The organism is Acidobacteriota bacterium (assembly GCA_003225175.1).
Taxonomy (GTDB): domain Bacteria; phylum Acidobacteriota; class Terriglobia; order Terriglobales; family Acidobacteriaceae; genus Gp1-AA112.
The window spans coordinates 26,611-46,545 of sequence record QIBA01000066.1; the positions used below are offsets into that span (position 1 = coordinate 26,611).

The following is a 19,935-nucleotide window of genomic DNA, read 5'->3' on the forward strand; positions in this document are numbered from 1 at the left end:
GTTGTGTAGCTACTTCAATTTGAACTGAAGCTTTACAACTTCGGTGCTGACGACTGGTTTATCGCCCAACGTAGCTGGCTGATACTTCCAACGCTTTACTGCATCGAGCGCCGCCGAGCGAAGAATGGGCGGTCCCGAAACAGCCCGCGCTGCCGAAACGTTGCCTGACGTGTCCACGTCGAGGGTGATTATCACTTCGCCTTCAGCGCGGACTTGACGTGCCATTGAGGGATATTGTGCGGGAGCCGAGTACACCAATCTCGCTGGCACTGCTTTTCGCACTGGCTGAGGCGCCAGCAAAGCTGCCTTCATCGGGGTTTGTGCGACTACCGCATTTAGAACGTCCGGTTTCGTTGCATTCGAACTGTTGTCCACTGTCAAAGGAAGCGCCAGGGGCTCCTCGTCCACGTCTTCGACTGGTTTTGGTAAAGATGCCGACGCCGTTTGATGTCGGACGGCTACCTGCGCTTCTGCAGGGTTTGTCTCTGCGCGTGTCGGTGGCGGTGCCGACTCGAGGGCTGGCGACGATGGAGTCGAGCGCGCGACCTCAGCCGTGTTCGGAGTCGCCTTTTGCGTTGTGCCGTCCGCCTCCGCCTCATCATGGCTCGTCGTGGAACTTGGTTTTTCTGCGCTTTTCGTCTTCGGCAAAACTTGCGATATCGAGGATAGTCTTACCTGAGGGAGACTGACTCTCGGAATACTCACTTGGGGAAGACTGACTTGGGCAATCTCTGATCGATGCTGCATCCAATATCGCACTCCGATTGCAGCGACCGCCAAGGCCGCTATCGACAAAGCCGAATAAAAGGCTTTCCTTCGTTGCTCTCGGCGATGTGCAGCGCGATTGGCTGCGCGGAATTGTGCTACCGAATCAATAGGTGCCGATCTGGAAGTAAATTTTTCCGGCGCGTTGAAAGAAGTACTTGTAGAAGTGCTGGTGGGAGCGCTTGAAAAGGCTTCTCCTGCAATCGAATCGGCGAGGCTCACAATCTCGTTGGCGCCTCTAATCGGAGGCTGGGATACTTGATGCTTCGATGAGTCGCCGAGTCCAGACGATTGCGTGCCGAACGATGGCGAGGCCTGCGTTTTGAATCTGTAAGAGCCCGAATCGGTTTTCAAATCTTCCTGCGGAAACTGAACGGGCCAGAAGTCCTGTTGCTCGCGAGTAAACTCAACCTCCACCGAATTCCCGTCCTTGACCACGGGTTCAATGCCGACGACGTGGCATTCCGCCGCGTTTCCAGTCTTTGCGATCTGGAGAGTCAACTTATGTCCCACGCGAAGGATGGAGTTCGTGGCGATTATGGCTCCGCGAACGGTCACAAACTGCGTGCGCGTTTCTTCGCGTCCGCCAAACTGGTCGCGGACCACCACCGGCAGCGAGATTGCGATGCGCGTATAACGTCGGGAGCGTGCCGGACGATTGGATGTCAATCCGCCGCTATCGATTGATGTGTTCTTGCCAGACGTCGCTTCGAAAACATCGGCTGCCCGGGGATCGGCCGTGATGTCGTTTCGTGGCGTCATTTTGTTCGGTGTCTCAAGAAATTTCGAGTCAATCTCCGCCCGAATTACACACCTTATTTACTGTCATGGGTCAGATAACGAAGGTAGTGGGCCTCACGGCAGTTCATTTCGAGTACTTTTGTTCAAGATGATTGCTGATGCCAGTGGCGCAAAGAAGTGGGCGAAGCCAGCCTAGTGACGATGCGCCAAGCTATTGAGAGGATTGACCGGAATCGCCAGCCGGAATATTTGGAACTGCAGTCGGAAAATGCGCGCGCGCACAAGGGTTTACCGAAGCCGTTGCCTCGCCTGTAAGGCCATTACCTTTCGTACTTGATGGCTGGATAAGGCAATGCAAATGCACACGATGAATATTAAACCAGGAGCGTACTTTGAAAAGACAGCTAATCTCCCTCACTTCTCTTTTGATCCTTCTTACAACGTGCAGCTTTGCGGAAGGAGACCGGGAAAAGCTCCGAGAGCGGCTCGACAAGGCAGGCACCATCCTCGATGAGATCACTTCAGCTCCCGACAGGGGAGTGCCCCAGCAGATCCTTGCGCACGCCCAATGTGTCGGTGTGATTCCGACCATGATGAAGGCTGGCTTCGGCATCGGCGGCGAGTACGGGCAAGGTGTGGTTACCTGCCGTACCGGTAAAGGATGGAGCGCGCCCGCGTTCTATCGCCTGGGAGGGGGAACCTTTGGTCTGCAAATTGGCGGTCAAGCTGTTGATGTAGTCATGCTGTTCATGAATGACCGCGGCCTCGAGTCGCTGATGGCCCACAAGATAAAACTGGGAGTCGATGCCTCTGCATCCGCTGGGCCGGTCGGTCGCACTGCTGCAGCCGATACGAACATCGCGATGCATTCTGAGATACTCACCTACTCCCGCTCCCGCGGATTGTTTGCGGGCGTGTCGCTGAAAGGCAGCTGGTTCGAGCAGAATGGCGGGGACACACGCACGTTCTACGGCCGCGACATCGATTTCCGGAACATTTTGAGCGGATCGGTGCGTCCGCCATCGGGCTCGGAACAATTCATTTCAGCCGTTCGCAAAGACTTTGGCGAAGCCAAAGCTGCTGTGCAGGATTAATCTAAGTGCTTTTTGGGCGGATCCCATGATCGAAAGGACTTAGATTACGAGATCCGATCGAGATCCCACCCGAGGCATGGGATTGGAATGGGATGATCCCATCCGTCCAGCTGTTCGCTTCCGAACAGGAATCATCTTCTGTGAACAGTCGGGCTGCTCGGCCTGCCAATTTCTGATTCGTTAAGTCTCGCAAAATCAATCTAGCTCCCAATCGGTGAAGAACATGCTAACCGGATAGGAAGTAGACCGTCTACAACCAGCATGTAGACGTACTGCATCCCGGAGCTGAATGAATCCTCATTATCAAAATCGCATTGAACTCTTGCAGGGGACCCTCGATCTGCTGATTCTCCAGACCTTGATTTGGGGTGAGCAACATGGGTATGGGATCAGTCAGGTGATCCGAGTGCAATCCGGAGATGTTCTTCAGGTTGATACAGGATCGCTCTATCCCGCGCTCCATCGTCTTGAACGTCAGAAGTGGATCAAATCGGCATGGAAGCTTACAGAAAACAATCAACGCGCGAAGTTTTATCAGCTAACCGCTGCGGGCCGCAGACAACTTGCTGAAGAGCGTTCGCGCTGGACTCAGATGTCAGATGCCATTGCGGCAGTGCTGAAACCCGTACGCTCGGAATAAGAGTCTTCGCTTATTGAGCTCGGCTTAGAACGGAGAATCGGATGTCGTTATTCAACAGACAAGAGAAGGATTCTGATCTCAACGACGAAATTCAATCGCATTTGAACATGGCGATCAAAGATCGGACTCAAAATGGGCAGACGGTACGCGACGCACGTAATTCTGCTCTCAAAGACTTCGGCAACGTTCTCCTGGTTAAGCAAGCTACTCGGGAAATGTGGTCGGGAGCTTCTCTTGAAGCCTTTTGGCAGGATTTGCGTTACGGAGCACGCATGCTGGCCAAGTCCCCGGGTTTCGCCCTGATTGCCATCTTGACTCTCGCGCTGGGAATTGGCGCGAACACAGCAATCTTTTCTGTTGTGAACGGAGTGTTGCTCAATCCGCTACCATATCCACATCCCGAGCAGATCGTTTCTTTGTTCACCGAAATGCCGAATTTCAAAAACGGGTCGATTTCATATCCAAACTTTGAAGACTGGCGCCGGATGAATCGCAGTTTCAGCTCCATCGCTGCGTATCGCTCCACTGGATTCAACCTCTCGGGGCATGGCGAACCCGAGCATCTGCATGGAGAGATGATCTCGGCAGGTTTCTTTGAGATTCTCGGGATAAATCCTCTTTTGGGACGCAGCTTCTCCGCCGACGAAGACCGGCTGGGCGCCAACCCGACTGTGATGATTACTGAAGGATTGTGGAAGCGGAAATACGGATCCGACCCCACGATTATTGGCCAACGCATGGTGCTGAATGATGTGGGCCGCACCATCATTGGGGTGGTTCCATCCACGTTTCATCTGCATATCCAGAATTTCCAGCGCGGGGGACCAGCAAACGAGGTCTATGCCGCGGTTGGGGAATTCAACGAGCCGCAGTTTCACAATAATCGCGCTGCAGGGTGGGGTTTAGACGGAATCGGTCGCCTGAAACCCGGGGTCACCTTCGAACAGGCTCGTGCAGACATGGATCGCGTTTCGCGAGATCTGGCCGCTGCTTATCCCGACGTCAACGGGAGTAAGAAGGCTTATCTGCTGCCGCTCAAAGATGAGATGGTCGGCGACATGCGTCCTGTGCTTCTTGTCATCCTCGGTGCTGTGATGTTCGTGCTGCTCATTGCCTGTGTGAATGTCGCGAACCTTCTGCTGGCCCGGGCTACCGGCCGGAGTCGTGAATTCGCCATTCGCATAGCACTCGGGGCAGGCGAGATGCGGATTATCCGCCAACTCCTCACTGAGAGTGTATTACTCGCGTTCGTAGGTGGCGCGCTGGGACTCGTTCTGGCGAAGTTCGGGACGGCAGCCGCCATCGCTGCCATGCCTGTGACGATGCCGCGGGCGGAGGATATTGGACTCGATCAGCGCGTCCTGTTGTTCACGTTGGTTGTCTCCATCCTTTCAGGCATCGCCTTCGGACTTGCTCCTGCCTGGAAGACCTCACGTTCGGATGTTGGTTCGACGCTGAAGGAAAGCGGCCGCACTTTGGCCGGCGGTCGCAGTCGTGCGCAAGGCATTTTCGTCATCTCCGAAATGGCACTGGCAGTCGTACTGTTGATCGGCGCTGGTCTCATGATCCGAACCTTGATCGTGCTTTGGGGACTCGATGCCGGCTTTAGTCCGCATAACGTGATGACATTTTCCTTTTCAGGACCGGCGTCGTACAAGAACAAGTCACCCGACCTTGTTCGCGCTACTCAGCGGCAGCTTCATGACAAGCTGGCTTCCCTTCCAGGTGTCGAGGCAGTTTCCTTCAGTTGGGGCGCTACTCTGATGCAAAGCGACAACGAGGATTACTTCTGGATAGTTGGCAGGCCCATGCCTCGACTCAGCCAGTTGCCTATGACGCTCCGCTACTTAGTCGAACCCGAATACCTCAAGGCCATGCAGATACAGCTCAAACGTGGACGATTCTTTACCGCCGCCGACAACGAGCATGCTCCAAGAGTGGCAGTCATCGACGAGAGTTTCGCGGAAAAGTATTTTCCTGGCGAGGACCCGATCGGACATTTCATCAACACAAACACTGATCCGGATGATCCTGACAAAGCTCCAAATCCGCAGATCGTCGGAGTCGTCGCCCATGTGAATCAGTGGGGGCTGGATTCCGATTCGAAAAGTCCACTGCACGCGCAGATGTACGAGCCCATCATGCAGGTACCTGACAGCGCCCTCAAGCGCGGTGGATTGGCATCCGATGTTTACCTGCGCACAACGCTGCCCGGCGTGCCGTCGTTTGAAGAGATGCGAGAACGCCTATCGGAGGTCAATGGTGAACTCGTTGTGTTCTCTCCGGAACCGCTCGAGGAAATCGTTGCGCATTCGATTGGACAAAAGCGTTTCGCGATGACATTGCTCGCTGTATTCGCCGGCATTGCCCTGTTGCTTGCCAGCGTAGGAATTTACGGCGTGCTCTCATACCTGGTCGGGCAGCGAACGCAGGAGATCGGAGTCCGAATGGCTCTGGGCGCACAGCGCTTCCACGTGTTGCAGCTCGTTATGAATGACGGAGCGCGGATGACGCTGGTTGGCCTGGCAATTGGAGTCATCGCTGCGCTGGGACTCACAAGACTCCTCTCCCATATGTTGTTTGGGGTTAAGCCGACCGATCCGCTCACGTTTTTGGCTGTAGCTACGCTTTTGTGCACGATCGCGCTTCTTGCCTGCTATGTTCCCGCACATCGCGCCATGAGGGTCGACCCGACGGTGGCTCTAAGGTACGAGTAGCCCTAGTCGCCGCGCATGGTAGAGACGCACAATGCTGCGTCTCCACTCTGTGGCGCGTGTTGAGGCCGACGGCCGGACAGCCGAAGAAGCCACGCTTTAGCCTGCACCCCGCCTTTGCTAGAATCGCGAATCCCCCATGCATCCGCTGCAACACATGTCCGAACCCCAGTGGAAGAACATGATGTTCCTCTCCTCGAGCGTCGCGCGCCTGCTGCTCGCGGGATTACTGGGTGGATTGATTGGCTTGGAACGGACGGTTCACCACAAGAGCGCGGGCATCCGTACTAATATGTTCATCTGCATCGGTGCGGCGATGTTCACGATTCTTTCGGACATCATTCCGGATCCAAGCCTTGCCGATCGAACGCGAATCGCTTCGAACATAGTTCAGGGTGTGGGATTTCTTGGGGCGGGAGCGATTATTCACGGAAAAGGCGGCGTTTCAGGACTCACGACTGCCGCCACGATTTGGGTGGTCGCCTCCATAGGAATTGCAGCAGGCGCCGGCCATTACCTGCTCGCTACGTTCGCGACCGGAATCATTCTGCTTGCGCTTTTTCTACTCGGATCGATTGAAGCCAAGCTTGGGCTGAAACGCATGGCCATGAGCTACGAGATCAAAGGCGAAAGCGCTCCCAAGATTCTCGATGAAGTTAACGAGCTGATCGAAGATCACCATCTCTCACTGCAGGGGCTGCAGGTCGGCCGCTCGCAAAATCTCTCTCGCGTCATGTTCAAGGTGACGTGCACGCTACCTGAGCACGAAAAGCTGCGCGCGGACCTCAAAATGGCTCCAGCATTCGAGAGCGTCGCCACATTCAACGCGGTTTCTGAGGAATGAGTTCGAAGCCAATCCTTTTTTGTAAAGCTGAGGCCTGCGGCAATGACTTTCTCATCGTCGAGTCTGCGGGCATGGGTAATGACCCGGCTGAACTCTCCCGATGTCTCTGCGATCGCCACCGAGGAGTTGGCGCTGATGGTGTCGAGTGGGTGAGTATTGATGAAAAGGGCCAGGTCGTCGCTCGGCTGTTTAACGCTGATGGTTCGGAAGCCGAGATTTCCGGAAATGGAACTCGATGCGTTGCCGCCTGGGCGGTAGAAAGACGGGGTGGATCTGAGGTCCGCATCTTGACCGGCGCGGGCGAGAAGGAGTGTATGCTTCTTCGCCGTTCAGAGCACGAATTCGAATTCATGGTCGAGATGGGACGCGCTGCAGTATTGGGAAAAAAGAGGATTCCCATTCCCGGAGGAAATGCAAAGGGACTAGAGATCTCGATAGGGAATCCACACTTCGTTGAGTTCGTTGACCGTTTTCCCGAGAGATGGCAGGCTCGCGCAGAGGTGATCGGGCAAAGCCGCGAATTTCCTCATGGAACGAACGTAGAATTCGTGCGCGTTCTCGGACGTAACAAAATCGAGTTCCGCATCTTTGAGCGCGGAGCCGGGGAGACCCAATCCTCCGGGACAGGATCGTGCGCCTCAGCAATAGCCGCAATTCACACAGGCCAAGTCTCCTCTCCGGTGGAGGTTTACGCGCCCGGAGGCAAGCAGGTGGTTCACTGGGATGGAGCAGATGCCTTGCTTCTCGAAGGTCCGGCACGCCTGGTGTGCCGCGGCGAATTCTTCTATCAAGACTATTAAGCTTCCGCTTCGGTTGACTCGTATCAGCTAAGATTGAAAACTTGTGACTGCCGAGCGCTCATCTCTGTTTCGCCCCCCAGTTCTGCAAAGAGGAGACACGGTTGGCATCGTTGCTCCAGCCGGCCCGGTGAATCGGAAAGAGTTTGAAGCAGGTGTTCTGGCATTGCAGCAGATTGGTCTTGTTCCTGTCTTTTCTGAAAGCATCTTCGAGCGCGAACGTTATTTTGCGGGCGGAATACGGCGTCGCGTCGATGAGCTGCATGAGATGTTTCGCTTGCCGGAAGTGAAGGCGATCATCTGCACACGTGGCGGATATGGTTCAAATTATCTGTTGCCTCATCTGGACCTCAGCCTGATCGCCAAAAATCCGAAGATCTTTTGCGGATACAGCGATTTGACAACATTGCTGACCTACTTTCACGACGAACTCAGTCTGATCGGCTTTCACGGTCCCATGTTGGCGAAGGACTTCGCTCGGCCTGAAGGCGTGCATCTCAAGTCATTCTCCTTCGCCAGCTCTGGGCAGCCGCAGTGGACTATTACCAACTCGGATTCACCTGCGATGGAGGCGATTTGCCCTGGAGAGGCAGAAGGCAAATTGTACGGTGGGTGCCTTTCACTGCTGGTTGCCTCTCTCGGAACACCTTATGAGATTCGGACAGAAGAGACGATTCTGTTTCTCGAAGATCTGGGTGAGTGGCCCTATCGAATCGATCGCATGCTGATGCAATTAAGATACGCAGGTAAGCTGGAGAAAGTGCGAGGCATCGTTTTTGGAGAGATGCTCGAGTGCTCTCCTCCCGCAAGCGCGGGCTACACTCTTCAGGAGGCAATTGCCCACATCCTGGGCGACCTGAATGTCCCGGTAGCATTCGGGTTGCGCTCCGGACACGTTTCTGCTGAAAACATCACGCTGCCGATTGGGGTGCGTGCGCGATTGATAGTTGCAGAGAGCGCGACGCTGGAGATTCTGGAAGCTGCAACTACACCACGCAGTGAGACCACGAGGGCAGGATAGGATTGAGCGAACGCGAGCACGTACACCTCATCGGGATATGCGGCACAGCAATGGCGTCTCTTGCTGGCTTACTGAAGCAGCGCGGATTTCACGTGACTGGCTCCGATGCCGCTGCGTATCCGCCGATGTCCGACCTGCTCCGCAGCATGGGCATTCCCCTTGCGGAACCATACTCCGAGGAGAACCTGAAACGACGTCCCGATCTGGTAATAGTTGGCAATGCGATCTCACGCGGCAACGTTGAATTGGAGCATGTGCTGGACCATCATATTCCGCTTCGGTCTTTGCCGCAGGTCCTTTACGAAAGCTTTTTGCGGGGACGTGAGTCGATCGTTGTAGCCGGGACGCATGGAAAAACCACGACGACCTCCATGCTTTCGTGGATCTTCCAGGTCGCAGGAAAGAACCCATCGTTCCTGATCGGAGGCGTCGCAGAAAACTTCGCAACCAGTTTCGCCTTGCGGCAAAGCAAACACTTCATCCTTGAAGGCGACGAATACGATACCGCGTTCTTCGATAAAGGTCCGAAGTTCCTGCACTACTTTCCCGATTCCGTGATTGTCTCGTCTGTCGAATTTGATCACGCGGATATCTACAGAGATCTTGATGCAGTGAAGACATCCTTCAAGCGCCTGGTGAACCTTATTCCGCGAAGCGGATATCTCGTGGCATACGATAATTCCGTCAACCTCGATGAATGCGTAGCGCGCGCTTTCTGCAAAGTCGAACGTTATGGTCAACGTGAGACATCGGCCTGGCGAGCTGTTGATCTGGTGTTTGGAAGCGATGAAACATCGTGGAAGATTGAGCGAGAAGGAAAGCCGTGGGCCGATTTGCGAATGTCTCTTGCCGGTGAGTACAACGTGATGAACGCGACAGCCGCTGCTGCCATGGCCGCGCGCTACGACATTTCCGCCGATTCAGTTGCTGAAGCCCTTGCTTCGTTTAAGAGTGTGAAGCGGCGCCTCGAAGTGAAGGCGGAAGTTGCGGGCGTAACCATCATTGATGACTTCGCACACCATCCCACTGCGATTGCGGAGACTCTGAAGGCGCTGCGCACTCGCTACAAGAACCGCCGTCTGTGGGCGATTCTGGAGCCGCGCTCGAACACGCTGCGCCGGAATATCTTCTTTAAAGAACTGGCAGCGAGCCTTGCGAATGCGGATGAGATCGTTGTGGCCAGCGTCTTCAAGGCTGAAGCGATTCCCGAGGGGGAGCGCCTTTCGAGCACGGAATTAGTGAAGGAACTTAATAAGCGGAAGCATCCTGCGCGCGAGTGTAAGGATGCCGACGCGATTATCGAGTCCATTACTCCCGAATTGCGCGAAGGAGATGTTGTTGCCATCCTCTCGAATGGCGGCTTCGGCGGAATTTACGAGAAGCTGCCTGCGCGTTTGAGCAAGACGGCATGAGACTGCGCTCGGTGCGTCTCCTAGCTCCTGTGCTGCTCCTGATTGCGGCCGCTGCGCGGGCGCAGACGGAATCGAAACTTGATTACACGATCACGCTGGCTGATGCTGCGCATCATCGCGTTCATGTAACCATGACCTACGATGCGGAGAGCGCCGGCAATCAAGTTCAATTGCCGGTATGGAACGCTCTTTATCAGGTGCGTGACTTCGCCAAGAACGTGATTGGAGTGAAAGCCTTGAGTCAGTCAGGAGAACAACTGCCTCTAATACAGATAGACAAAACTACCTGGGAATTCAAGCCCAAGCCGGGTTGGGTGACAGTGCAGTACGATCTCATGCTCGATGAGGCGGGTCCCTTTGGGGCGCAGTTCAATGCGCACCACGCGTTCTTTAACCTGGCTGAGGTCTTGATGTATCCGCCCGCCGGACGAGAATTGCCGATCACCCTGCGTTTTGAACAAGTGCCTCCGGGCTGGAAATTGGCAACTGCTCTTCCATCATTGGATGTTCACGCCCGGGATGTTCATACCGCCACACCCAGCGAGACTTTGGCTCATGTTCTCAGGGCGACCAACTACGATCGCCTCGAAGAAGATCACGGCAGCAGAAACTGCCTGGATGGATGATCGGCCGTTCGATACGTACGTCTTCATCTATCACTTTCCTCACGCGCCGGCAGGCGGTGGTATGGAGCACGCGTACTCGACCGCGATCGATCTTTCTGCGAATGAATTGAAGGACCTGAGAAACTTTCAGTCTGTAAGCGCTCACGAGTTCTTTCATTTGTGGAATGTGAAGCGCATTCGTCCACAGTCGCTCGAGCCAATCGATTACTCCCGGGAGAACTACACGCGAGCGCTGTGGTTCAGCGAAGGTGTGACCACGACCGCTGCGGACCTGGCGCTGCTGAAAGCCGGTTTGATGAAGCCAGAAGACTATTTCAAGAAGCTTTCTGCAGCCATTACCACGTTGCAATCACGTCCAGCCCACCTGACGCAATCTGCTGAGGAGTCGAGCCTCGATACGTGGCTCGACAAGTACCCGACCTACCGTTCGCCGGAGCGCAGCATTAACTACTACAACAAAGGTGAACTACTGGGTGTTCTACTCGACTTGAAGATTCGCGAGGATTCCCATGGACGGTACTCAATTCGCGACCTATTCCAGAAACTGAATCGCGACTACGCGAAGCAGCGCAAGTTCTTTAACGATTCCGATGATGTTCGTGCAGTTTCGGAAAGTCTTACGGGATCTGATCTGCGCAACTTCTTCGATCACTATGTTGCGGGAACGCAAGAGCTTCCATACAACGATCTTTTTGCGACAGTCGGGTTAAACCTCTCACAGGAAAATCGGACGATTGCCGACCCTGGCTTTCGGGCGGCGCGAAATTTCACGCCTCCTCCTGTCATAGAAGAGGTCTATGGCGATCAGGCGCGCAGTGCAGGCTTACGCGTAGGTGACGAGATCCTTGCTGTCGATGGGCAGCAGCCTGCGCGTTCGCTTGAGCAACAATTTGCGAATTCCACACCGGGCAGAAGAGTTCGCCTCACAGTGCAATCGCGCGGTGTCCGGAAAGATATTGAATTGACGCTTGGCGAGCAGTCGCTCACAGCATATGTCTTGCGCGAATCGCAGCAAGCGACTGCAGAGCAGCTTGCCCATCGCAAGGCCTGGCTCGACTCAGAGGACCAGATTCCGTCGCGCCCTCAATGATTTCCGCGTTCAGAACTGCGTTGGCATTGGTCTTCACCATTTTGGCCACTATTTTAGGAGCACTCGTCGCGTTTCCCTGGACATGGATCAGCGGCAGCGCCGACGTTCTCTATGCGATCGCCATGTCAATTGCCCGAACCGGCCTTCGCATAGCTGGCGTTCGCATCCAGATCGAGGGAATGGAGCGAATAAATCCTTCGGAGACCTACATTTTTATGTGCAACCACGTCTCCAACCTCGATCCGCCGATATTAATTCCGGCTCTACCTCGACGCACTTCTGTGCTAGTCAAGAAGGAGCTCTTTCAGGTTCCTATTTTAGGACGTGCCATGCGCATGGGAGATCTGGTCGCCGTAGACAGGCGCAATCGTGAGGCAGCGGTAAATAGCATGCGCGCAGCCGAAGCGGTGATGTCCAGAGGACTGAACATGACGGTCTTTCCCGAAGGCACACGCTCCAGGGATGGTCGTCTGCTTCCTTTTAAGAAAGGGCCTTTTTACCTGGCGATGGACAGTGGTATTCCAGTTGTTGCGGTAACAATCTTAGGTTCGGAATCCCTGATGCCAAAGGGGAGTAGTCTGATCCATCCCGGAACCGTGCGCCTGGTGTTTCACGCGCAGATCTCCCCAAAGCAATTCACCGATAACGACGACCTCATTTCGGCGGTCCGCAGCGAGATCGCCTCAGCGCTACCGCCCAGTCTGCGCGAACCGAATCTTAATTCCGCGTCGTGACATTTCGCGCAAGAACAAATCTGTGGGCACGTCGAGTTCTTGCTTGATCCCGCCCTGCTTCGCGATCGCACCATTGGCAATCATCTGAAGCACCACTGATGCGGGCCAAGCTGTCGTGCGCATCATCGAGGTTAAGCCCGTCCTGCGGTCATATTCATCAATCATGGTGTATGAGAGAAGGCGCTTGTTGGCTTGAGCCTCAATACGCATGATCGTCACATCGGGCTCCTCGCCTGAGAGTTTCTCCAGAAACAAATACGAGGTGAGCTCACGAGGGCTGACCTCTCCAGATTTAAGCCGCCGCTTCTCGCTCGAGAAGAATCCGAGATCGTATAGCCCGCGAATCAGCGTGTAATGGTTGGGATAGCGCAAAGTCTTCTCGAAGCACTCTCCAACTTCTGCCTGGAACGTTTCTGGCATGGTTGAGGTTCCGCCTGAAGTGTGGAATGCAACCATCGGACGAAAGCCGCGAATGCGAAATTCTTCCGGCTCCGTCAGCGGCTCAATTTCCACCAGCTTCCCGTTTTTCAGCACGCGCGCAGGTTCCACGTACTCGTTGATGAGACCTTCTACTGAAAAAACGAGCTGGTACTCGAATGGCGGTCGAGGCTTCTTGGGCAACCCGCCAACATAGAGTCTAAGCGCATCGATTGAACTCTTTTCGCCTTTCTTAGCATGTTTGCCAGCGCGACCGCGGCGCTTGTCACTACGTAAACGTCGCACTAAGTCGCCGGCTAGAACGCTCGCCATACCCGGGGATAAGCCGCAATCAGGAGCGAGGCCGATTCCATTCTTCTCGGCTTCCGCGCCCATCGCGAGGGTCTTTCGGACCACTGTGTTATTGCCGCCGAGATCGGCAAAGTGGCAGCCGGCTCCGATCGCGGCGCGAGCGAGATGCACGTTGAAAAAATAGGGAACTGCGGAAAGAACGCCGGTGTGTCCGCGCATGAGAGCGGAAGCAGAACCTTCGTCGGCTGCATCCAAGGCAACAGGTTGTACAGATGCTCCCTTCTTGCCATGACTCTTGGCGATGAATCGGGCAGCATCTTGCGCGCGAGCAATGTCGCAATCCGCCAGCGTAACGGACTCCACTCCGCTCGACCGCGCCATATCGAACGCGGCTGCCGATCCCATCATTCCTGCCCCAATGACCAGTAGTTTCATTTGTCCTTTTGCGAAAGTCAGTCTCATCGGTACTGCGCACGCACGCGGAGTTCAGGTTGCAAACTCAACCCTCACAGAGCGGTCTTGTGATGTGTTTGTAAAGCAGACGGTGGCCAGTAGCGCGATCAACCGAAAAGCCAAAACAGTGGAGTGTAAATGACGACCACTTCCGTGCAAAATGCAGATCAGCCGATCCCAAGTTCGTCGGCAGACTCAAGAGGCGTTCCACAGCGGCGGCAGATAACGGCTGAACAATCTCCGCAGGTCAGGGGATCGGTGACCTCACGGGCACAATTCGGACAGTACAGGCTCTCTTTGCCGTTTCCGGATTTTGGCTGGTCGGTTGGCACGGATGGAGGTTAGCACAGGTTCTGTGATCGCTTGGTCATGGCGCAACTGATGCGAAGATGGAAGTGTTGAGTTGAACTGATCTTTGTCCTGCATGCCTGAAAAAGTGGGTGACTATCGTGGTCGACTGGCGCCGTCGCCGACGGGACTACTCCATCTTGGCCATGCTCGAACTTTTTGGATCGCAGCGCAGCGTGCTTCAGAGTGCGGTGGATCGCTGATCCTCCGCAACGAGAATTTGGATCCGCAACGATGTCGCCCAGAATTCGTCGACGCAATGTGTGAGGACCTTCGCTGGCTGGGCATCCGATGGTCCGAAGGACCAGACTGCGGTGGACCTTACCCGCCATATTCACAGAGTGAGCGCCGGGACTTTTATCTCGAAGCCTGGCGCAAGCTGCGCGATGCCGGCGCCGTCTACCCGTGCACTTGCTCGCGCAAAGACGTTGCTGAAGTTGCTGCTGCTCCAAACAATGACACCGACGACGAGCCCATCTATCCGGGCACTTGCCGTCGTCGCACAGATGCATTTGCTTTCTCCAGTCCTGCGGGTGTTAATTGGCGGTTCCGCGTGCCGGAGGGTGAGCAGATTGTCTTCGAGGATGTAAATCTTGGTCCGCAACAGTACGTCGCCGGAAAAGACTTCGGTGATTTTCTGGTCTGGCGGCGCGACGATGTTCCTGCATATCAGTTGGCCGTCGTTGTCGATGATGCCGCGATGAAAGTCACTGAGGTTGTTCGGGGCGCGGATCTACTGAAGTCCACGGCCCGGCAGATGGTGATTTACCGAGCTCTGAGACTGCAGCTTCCGCGGCACTACCATTGCGACCTTGCGCGTGACGAGTCTGGTAATCGCCTGGCGAAGCGCCACGACTCCCTAAGCATTCGTCGCCTGCGAGAGAGCGGATGGACTCCCGAACAGGTGCTTAAGGCGGCCGGCCCGGCATAACCATGGAGTCCAAATGGCGGGCTAGCCCGCCACGGCATTGGCAATTCCTTCTATTGCCTTCAGCGCCTCAGCGAGCTCAAGCGATATTGAGTGACGCTTTTCCAGAAAGCTGGGCGAATTGTACGAGAGCCAGGTTTGGTTCCCCGGGTCCTGGGCAACGAGCAGCTTTAGCGGCAGGTCCAACGCGATCGACGGCGACGCAAGCATCAGCGGAATTCCCGCTTTGGGACTACCGAACATCACCAGCTTCGTAGGCGGCATCTGGAGTCCCGCCGCGGCCGCTTCTCCGCTGTGATCCACGATGCAGAAGATTTTGAGACCTCTGCTGTCCACGAGTCGTTCAATCCGCTGCATTGTATCGGGAAAGGAATGCAGGCTGCGAACGCTGACGATTCCGTTGTCTTTCAGACCGACAACCCCCGACATAACTTTCCTCCGAACTAACTACGCATGGGAGCGTTTAAATTCATCAAAGCTGGCCAGGAAACGATCCATGTCCGCCGGCAGTAGGTAGTAAGGTGTCGAGAGGCGCAGCTTTGACGGCTCACCTCCACGAATTCTGATCTTCTTTTCCTGCCACATCCAGTGCTCCATCTCCATTCGCTTGAGCGGTGGTACATTCACGGTCACGATTCCGCAACGCATATTCGGATCCGGAGAGGTCCAGGACGCGGCTCCACGTTTCGTCATCTCGGCCAGCATTCGATCAGCAAGCTGGCGGTGGCGGCGTTCGATTCGATCCATTCCGATCTGATTGGCTAGCTCCATAGAAGCGCGGAGCCCCGCCAAGAGCGGAACATTGGATGATCCGATGCGCTGGAATCGCTCAGCTTTCAGCTTGTGATCTTCCCATCCTTCCGTGGCGATCGTATTCCAGAGACGATCCTGCACCTCCGGCCGCAGGTACAAGAATCCCGTGCCCTTGGGCGCCTGCAGCCACTTGTGCGGCGACGACGTGTACATGTCACAGCCGATGTCGTGCAGATTGAGCGCCATCATGCCAATCACATGCGCGCCGTCGAAGGCGCTCAGGATGCCCTTGCTTCGCGCGAGTGCCGCAATCTCTTTTACCGGCTGAACAACGCCTGTGACGGTGCTGATGTGGCTCGTAAAAATAATTCGCGTGCGCGGAGTGATCGCGTCATTGATTCGGTTCAGAATGTCAGCTGGTGACTTCGGCGGGAGTGGAATCTGGTATTTCTTCACTACGATTCCATAACGTTTCTCGCGAAGTAGCCAGGGTTGTTCGCCTCCCGGATGCTCCTGGTCACTCATGAGGACTTCATCGCCTGCCTGCATCTCGAATCCATTAGCGATGTAGTTGTTGGCTTCCGTCGCGTTGCGAACAATGGCAATCTCGTCGCGCGTGGCTCCAACAAAGGCGGCGAGAGGATCGCGAAACTCGTTCCACGAGGCATATCCCCAGATCGGATAGTCCTCGGGATCACTTTGCGCCATCTGCTCGGTCTGATGGAATGACTCGACGATTGCGCGCAGCACTGGACGTGGAGACGAACCCACGGTCCCGTTGTTCAGGTAAACCTCATCACTGGGAATCAGAAACTGTTTGCGCAGCTCTGCCCAGTAGGCTTCCTGATCACGGTCGTAGAGGTCTTTTGGCGGAAGTGGATGATTGTCGGACTGAGCTGCAGCTTGAGCTTCGGCTAACGAAAACGGCACGCCTGCAACGGCTGCAACGGCAACTGAGGAAAATAAGAAGCGACGGCGATCGAGCACGAGTAAAGTCTCCGAGAAAGCGCTAACCGGGGAACATGCTGGACTTCTGCCGTCGCTCTGTCAAGAAAAGTTCGGCGGCGATTTTCAGCTTTTCAGACGGCGCCGTTCACAGCTGATGACTACCGAGCTCGGATCGATGGCATCGCGATCTTTTTGCATCTCGACCACTTTGCCTTCTTTGTCGATTAAATAGGTGACGCGACGTGCGGCCTTGTAACTCGGGTTGTACACGCCGTATTCCTTGCTTGTGTCGCCGCCAAGATCGCTCAGCAGGGGGAACGTGACTCCAATCTGCGCAGCCCAGGCTTTGTTGGCGAACGGACTGTCCATGCTTACACCCAGCACCTGGGTGTCTGCGCCTTCCAGCTTCTGCAGCTGATCCTGGAAGGCTTTCATTTCCTTCTCTCAGCCGCCGGTGAAAGCGAAGACGTAAAACGCAAGGACCACATTCTTCTTGCCGCGAAAGTCAGAGAGCTTCACTTCTTTTCCGGTTTGGTCGCGCAACTTGAAATCCGGTGCAGTGTCACCAACCTTGATCTTTGGGTCAGGTGGGGAGGCCTGGTCAGCCGCGAAGGCCGGCAATAGGGTCATCAGAAAGATGGCTATAACAACAAAGCCAAGAATGGGTTTGCGCATCAAGGGCTCCTAGTGTGGCTGCCAGGGTCGCAGCATGCTGCGACTCCATGGCGAGTCAGAGTATCCGCAGTCGACCCAAAGGGTCAAACGCGCGTTATCTTGCTTATCGCGCAGAAAACCCAGTACAGTGCAGAGTTCTGGGACACAATGGCGCAAAGCAGGCAAGTGGGCAAGTCAAAATCGGCACAACCGGCAGAAGACCGGGGACGAAGCGCCACCAGAGTCAACGGCAGCCGCCCTGGAGACAAATACCAGCGCATCCTGGATGCCGCCATTGCCGTGATCGCGGAAAAGGGTTTCCACAACAGTCGGGTTTCGGATATCGCTGATCGCGCCAATGTTGCCGACGGCACTATCTATCTCTACTTCAAGTCGAAAGAGCAAATCCTCATGACCGCGCTCGACAACGCCTTCGAGGCCTTTCTTAGCCAGGCGAAAGAGGAGATGTCGGGATTCGACGATGCTGCCGCGAAGCTGCGTGCCTTAGCTCGGCTGCATCTGCGAGAGCTGAACCAAAATAGGAATTTGGCCGTGGTGCTGCAGACGGAGCTCCGACAAAGCGCCAAGTTCCTCGCCGAGTTCTCTCAGCGCGAGTTGAAGGGGTACTTCAATTTGATTCGGGACGTAATCCGCGAAGGTCAGCAGCGGGGCAGGATACGCGACGATATCTCCGACAAGATCGCTGCTGCCTGTCTCTTCGGAGCAATGGACGAACTCGTAACGGCATGGGTGTTGAGCAGCCGGGAATATGATCTCGCAGCCGCAGCCGATCCCGTTGTTGATCTTCTTCTCCGTGGAATGGAGGTGCGCTCCTGAGCAGCCTGCGCACGCTGAACGAAATTTTCTTTACTGCAGTGGATCGCGACCTGCCGCGAGTAATGAGCTTCGATCGGCAGGGAGTCTGGAGCGACATCTCTTCGCACGAGCTCTATTCCCGCGTGTACCACGTCGCAGAGCAGCTCGGAGCGTGGCGGATTCGCAAGGGCGACCGTGTTGCGCTTATCTCCGAAAACCGGTTTGAGTGGGCAATCACCGATTGGGCATGTCTGCTCCGGGGCGTGGTCGATGTTCCTATCTATCCAACGCTCACGGCTGAGCAGACCGCGTTCGTTCTGAAGAACTCCGGCGCCCGGGCGATCTTTGTTTCCACGCGAAAGCAACTCGACAAAGTGCTGAGCATTAGACACGAAACTCAGCTTGAGCACATCGTGGCAATGGACGAAGTGGATCATCCAGAGGCCATCCGGATGATCCAGATTATGCGCGCGGGACAGTCCGTTGCCCGGGCGCCCCGATTTGACACTGCTGCGCGATCCATCCTTCCCGATGATCTAGCGACGATCATTTACACCTCCGGCACCACGGGAGTTCCGAAGGGCGTGATGCTCACGCACGGCAACCTTGCTTCGAACCTCGAGCAGACTGCACACAGCCTGGGTTGGCAGCCGGGCCAGGTGACTTTGTCGTTCCTTCCGCTTTCGCACGTCACCGCCCGTCACGTCGACTATCTCTGCTTTCTACGCGGAGTGACGTTGGCGTATTGTCCGAGCTTCGATGAGCTTGCGACCAAGCTTCAGCAGGTTCGCCCACATCTGTTCGTCGGTGTACCTCGCGTCTACGAAAAAGTTCGGCAAGGAGTTGAGGGCCGCGCAGCAACTGGGCTAAAAAGGCCGGTCTATGAATGGGCGTTGCGCGTTGGCGAGGAGCATCGCGCCGAAACCGTACGCGGGCAGCGGCCTTCCGATTGGCAGTGGGAAGTAGCGAATCGTGTTGTCTACAAGGCGATACGTCAGTGGTTCGGCGGAAGAGTGGAGATGTACGTCTCCGGCGGAGCGCCGCTCGGCATTGATCTCGCACGCTGGTACGCCGACGTGGGAATTCGCATCCTCGAAGGATATGGATTGACTGAGACTTCGCCCGTCATCTCGGTGAACGAACCAGAAGCCAACAAGCTCGGCACCGTCGGCAAACCACTTCGAAACCTCGAGTGCCACATTGCGGGAGACGGAGAACTGTGGGTGCGCGGCCCATCAGTCTTCAAAGGCTACTGGCAGAATCCCGAGGAGACGGCTAAAGCATTCGAAGGTGACTGGTTCAAGACTGGCGACATTGGCAACATCGACGCCGAGGGATTCCTCAGCATCACCGATCGGAAGAAAGATCTCATCAAGACCAGCGGCGGAAAATTCGTGGCTCCGCAGCCGATTGAGAATAAGCTGAAGATGTCGCCGCTGGTGGCACATCCGGTTGTCATCGGCAATGCGAGAAAGTTCATTAGCGTAATCATCTGTCCAAACTTTGCAGCCCTGGAGCAATGGGCTTCCGAACAGGGGATCACCCTTACCTCACGGGAAGAGCTGATCCGCAATCCAAGAGTAACTGAAGCTTACGACAAGATCGTGGCCGATGCCAATCTGGAACTGGCCCGTTTCGAGACACTCAAGAAAGTCCTTCTCGTTCCCGATGATTTCACAGTCGATAAAGGAGAGATGACTCCCAGCCTCAAGCTCAAGCGGCGGGTGATCGAGCAGAAGTACAAGAAGCAGATTGACGCTATATATGAAGCCGCCGAGCTTTCGCATCCCGCAACGGTTTAGCGCGATTCCCAAATTGCAACGTGGAT

Annotated in this window: 18 protein-coding genes; 12 read left to right on the forward strand and 6 right to left on the reverse strand. The window is 55.5% G+C overall.

The genetic code is table 11. From position 1 onward, the window contains the following. Positions 1-9 precede the first annotated feature (9 nt). Positions 10-1,527 carry a hypothetical protein gene (locus DMG62_19370; protein ID PYY21174.1) on the reverse strand — a complete coding sequence of 506 codons (1,518 nt, stop codon included), beginning with the start codon at positions 1,525-1,527 and terminating at the stop codon, positions 10-12. Between the two features lie 371 nt (positions 1,528-1,898). Between DMG62_19370 and DMG62_19375 the strand changes: the two genes are divergently transcribed. The 9 genes from DMG62_19375 (at position 1,899) to DMG62_19415 (ending at position 12,478) form a co-directional block, all read left to right on the forward strand. After that, positions 1,899-2,600 carry a hypothetical protein gene (locus tag DMG62_19375; protein PYY21175.1) on the forward strand — a complete coding sequence of 234 codons (702 nt, stop codon included), beginning with the start codon at positions 1,899-1,901 and terminating at the stop codon, positions 2,598-2,600. A gap of 289 nt (positions 2,601-2,889) precedes the next feature. Further along, positions 2,890-3,240: a PadR family transcriptional regulator gene (locus DMG62_19380; protein ID PYY21176.1), complete on the forward strand. Its 351-nt coding sequence runs from the start codon at positions 2,890-2,892 to the stop codon at positions 3,238-3,240. Positions 3,241-3,455: 215 nt separating this feature from the next. Beyond that, positions 3,456-5,957, forward strand: a complete 2,502-nt coding sequence (locus DMG62_19385) for an ABC transporter permease (GenBank protein PYY21304.1) — start codon at positions 3,456-3,458, stop codon at positions 5,955-5,957. 136 nt (positions 5,958-6,093) lie between these two features. Continuing rightward, entirely contained in the window at positions 6,094-6,798 is a 705-nt protein-coding gene (locus tag DMG62_19390) for a magnesium transporter MgtC (GenBank protein PYY21177.1), read from the forward strand. Beyond that, a complete protein-coding gene (gene dapF, locus DMG62_19395) occupies positions 6,795-7,598 on the forward strand; it encodes a diaminopimelate epimerase (GenBank protein ID PYY21178.1) in 804 nt (267 codons plus the stop codon). Before DMG62_19390 ends, dapF begins: the two co-directional genes overlap by 4 nt. Positions 7,599-7,641: 43 nt before the next feature. Beyond that, positions 7,642-8,616 (forward strand): LD-carboxypeptidase, encoded by a 975-nt coding sequence (locus tag DMG62_19400; GenBank protein ID PYY21179.1) that lies wholly within the window; start codon positions 7,642-7,644, stop codon positions 8,614-8,616. A gap of 2 nt (positions 8,617-8,618) precedes the next feature. Then, the gene (locus tag DMG62_19405; GenBank protein ID PYY21180.1) at positions 8,619-10,028 is read left to right on the forward strand and encodes a UDP-N-acetylmuramate:L-alanyl-gamma-D-glutamyl-meso-diaminopimelate ligase; all 1,410 of its coding nucleotides are present in this window, start codon (positions 8,619-8,621) and stop codon (positions 10,026-10,028) included. 504 nt (positions 10,029-10,532) lie between these two features. Beyond that, on the forward strand, positions 10,533-11,744 hold the full coding sequence (locus DMG62_19410; protein PYY21181.1) for a hypothetical protein: 1,212 nt from the start codon (positions 10,533-10,535) through the stop codon (positions 11,742-11,744). Then, positions 11,741-12,478: a 1-acyl-sn-glycerol-3-phosphate acyltransferase gene (locus DMG62_19415; GenBank protein PYY21182.1), complete on the forward strand. Its 738-nt coding sequence runs from the start codon at positions 11,741-11,743 to the stop codon at positions 12,476-12,478. The genes DMG62_19410 and DMG62_19415 overlap by 4 nt, the downstream gene beginning before the upstream one ends. Here the strand turns inward: DMG62_19415 and DMG62_19420 are convergent. After that, positions 12,434-13,669 (reverse strand): hypothetical protein, encoded by a 1,236-nt coding sequence (locus DMG62_19420; GenBank protein ID PYY21183.1) that lies wholly within the window; start codon positions 13,667-13,669, stop codon positions 12,434-12,436. The genes DMG62_19415 and DMG62_19420 overlap by 45 nt on opposite strands. Positions 13,670-14,084: 415 nt before the next feature. On the opposite strand from DMG62_19420, the gene DMG62_19425 reads away from it, so the two are divergent. Continuing rightward, positions 14,085-14,939, forward strand: a complete 855-nt coding sequence (locus DMG62_19425) for a tRNA glutamyl-Q(34) synthetase GluQRS (GenBank protein ID PYY21184.1) — start codon at positions 14,085-14,087, stop codon at positions 14,937-14,939. A 21-nt stretch (positions 14,940-14,960) separates the two neighbouring features. Here DMG62_19425 and DMG62_19430 read toward each other — a convergent pair whose 3' ends face one another. From DMG62_19430 to DMG62_19445, 4 genes are all read right to left on the reverse strand, one after another. Next, the gene (locus DMG62_19430; GenBank protein ID PYY21185.1) at positions 14,961-15,365 is read right to left on the reverse strand and encodes a hypothetical protein; all 405 of its coding nucleotides are present in this window, start codon (positions 15,363-15,365) and stop codon (positions 14,961-14,963) included. 18 nt (positions 15,366-15,383) lie between these two features. Beyond that, positions 15,384-16,676: an aminotransferase gene (locus DMG62_19435; GenBank protein PYY21186.1), complete on the reverse strand. Its 1,293-nt coding sequence runs from the start codon at positions 16,674-16,676 to the stop codon at positions 15,384-15,386. Between the two features lie 84 nt (positions 16,677-16,760). Continuing rightward, complete coding sequence (locus DMG62_19440) at positions 16,761-17,072, reverse strand: hypothetical protein (protein PYY21187.1); 312 nt, start codon at positions 17,070-17,072, stop codon at positions 16,761-16,763. Positions 17,073-17,081: 9 nt separating this feature from the next. Beyond that, positions 17,082-17,312: a hypothetical protein gene (locus DMG62_19445; protein ID PYY21188.1), complete on the reverse strand. Its 231-nt coding sequence runs from the start codon at positions 17,310-17,312 to the stop codon at positions 17,082-17,084. Between the two features lie 147 nt (positions 17,313-17,459). Here DMG62_19445 and DMG62_19450 point away from each other — a divergent pair, with 147 nt between their 5' ends. Both DMG62_19450 and DMG62_19455 read left to right on the forward strand, forming a co-directional pair. Continuing rightward, positions 17,460-18,128, forward strand: coding sequence for a TetR family transcriptional regulator (locus DMG62_19450; GenBank protein ID PYY21189.1), 669 nt, complete (start codon positions 17,460-17,462; stop codon positions 18,126-18,128). Between the two features lie 62 nt (positions 18,129-18,190). Then, a complete protein-coding gene (locus DMG62_19455) occupies positions 18,191-19,909 on the forward strand; it encodes a long-chain fatty acid--CoA ligase (GenBank protein PYY21305.1) in 1,719 nt (572 codons plus the stop codon). The last annotated feature ends 26 nt before the right edge of the window (positions 19,910-19,935 follow it).

Coding starts and splice junctions, on each gene's coding strand:
- DMG62_19370 (PYY21174.1), bottom strand. CDS start 1,527: ATGACGCCACGAAACGACATCACGGCCGATCCCCGGGCAGCCGATGTT.
- DMG62_19380 (PYY21176.1), top strand. CDS start 2,890: ATGAATCCTCATTATCAAAATCGCATTGAACTCTTGCAGGGGACCCTC.
- DMG62_19385 (PYY21304.1), top strand. CDS start 3,456: ATGTGGTCGGGAGCTTCTCTTGAAGCCTTTTGGCAGGATTTGCGTTAC.
- DMG62_19390 (PYY21177.1), top strand. CDS start 6,094: ATGCATCCGCTGCAACACATGTCCGAACCCCAGTGGAAGAACATGATG.
- dapF (PYY21178.1), top strand. CDS start 6,795: ATGAGTTCGAAGCCAATCCTTTTTTGTAAAGCTGAGGCCTGCGGCAAT.
- DMG62_19410 (PYY21181.1), top strand. CDS start 10,533: ATGTTCACGCCCGGGATGTTCATACCGCCACACCCAGCGAGACTTTGG.
- DMG62_19415 (PYY21182.1), top strand. CDS start 11,741: ATGATTTCCGCGTTCAGAACTGCGTTGGCATTGGTCTTCACCATTTTG.
- DMG62_19420 (PYY21183.1), bottom strand. CDS start 13,669: ATGAGACTGACTTTCGCAAAAGGACAAATGAAACTACTGGTCATTGGG.
- DMG62_19425 (PYY21184.1), top strand. CDS start 14,085: ATGCCTGAAAAAGTGGGTGACTATCGTGGTCGACTGGCGCCGTCGCCG.
- DMG62_19430 (PYY21185.1), bottom strand. CDS start 15,365: ATGTCGGGGGTTGTCGGTCTGAAAGACAACGGAATCGTCAGCGTTCGC.
- DMG62_19440 (PYY21187.1), bottom strand. CDS start 17,072: ATGAAAGCCTTCCAGGATCAGCTGCAGAAGCTGGAAGGCGCAGACACC.
- DMG62_19445 (PYY21188.1), bottom strand. CDS start 17,312: ATGCGCAAACCCATTCTTGGCTTTGTTGTTATAGCCATCTTTCTGATG.
- DMG62_19450 (PYY21189.1), top strand. CDS start 17,460: ATGGCGCAAAGCAGGCAAGTGGGCAAGTCAAAATCGGCACAACCGGCA.
- DMG62_19455 (PYY21305.1), top strand. CDS start 18,191: ATGAGCTTCGATCGGCAGGGAGTCTGGAGCGACATCTCTTCGCACGAG.